The organism is Neisseria sp. HMSC067H09 (assembly GCF_001814135.1).
Taxonomy (GTDB): Bacteria; Pseudomonadota; Gammaproteobacteria; order Burkholderiales; family Neisseriaceae; genus Neisseria.
Map to the genome: position 1 here is coordinate 1 of NZ_KV814856.1, position 752 is coordinate 752.

A 752-nucleotide genomic window follows, 5' to 3' on the forward strand; every position below is an offset into this window, starting at 1 on the left:
GCCAAAACTGCTTTTTCCGGTTTAATCTCCCAAGAGAAGGAAACCTTCGGCTCCATCATGGGTACGTTTAAAGAACCCCTCAACCCGTGGATCAACCCCGTCATTGACGCCGCCACCTCCGCCGACGATTTCCTGCTGACCGACGTGCGTAAAAAGAAAATGACCGTCTATATCGGCATCCTGCCCAATAAACTTGCCGAATCGAGGATCATCGTCAACCTGTTCTTCTCCCAACTGATCAACCAAAACACCAAAGAGTTACCGCAGGATAATCCTGATCTGCAACACCAGTGCCTGCTGCTGATGGACGAATTTACCAGCATTGGCAAAGTAGAAATCATCGCCCATTCCGTCAGCTACATGGCGGGCTACAACATCCGCCTGTTTCCGATTATCCAATCCGTCGCCCAACTGGATGCCGTTTACGGCAAAGAATACGCCCGCACGATCATCACCAACCACGCTCTACAAATCATCTATACCCCGCGGGAGCAGCAGGATGCGAACGAATACTCGGAAATGCTGGGCTATACCACGGTGAAAAGGAGGAACGTCAGCCGCGGACGCGAACGCAGCGTTTCGGAAAGCGAAGAGCGCCGCGCACTGATGCTGCCGCAGGAATTGAAAGGAATGAGTCAGGACAGCGAAATCATCATTTACGAAGGCATGGCACATCCGGCGAAGGTGAATAAGATTCGCTACTATCAGGATGGAATGTTTACCAAGCGGCTGAGGGGGGCGGTGAAGGTGGC

Annotated in this window: 1 protein-coding gene; it reads left to right on the plus strand. The window is 52.4% G+C overall.

Annotation, left to right across the window (positions count from 1 at the left end; all coding sequences use genetic code 11):
- Positions 1-752, plus strand: a 752-nt coding sequence (locus HMPREF2954_RS01285; protein ID WP_168165586.1) for a type IV secretory system conjugative DNA transfer family protein, incomplete at both ends; no start/stop codon positions are given.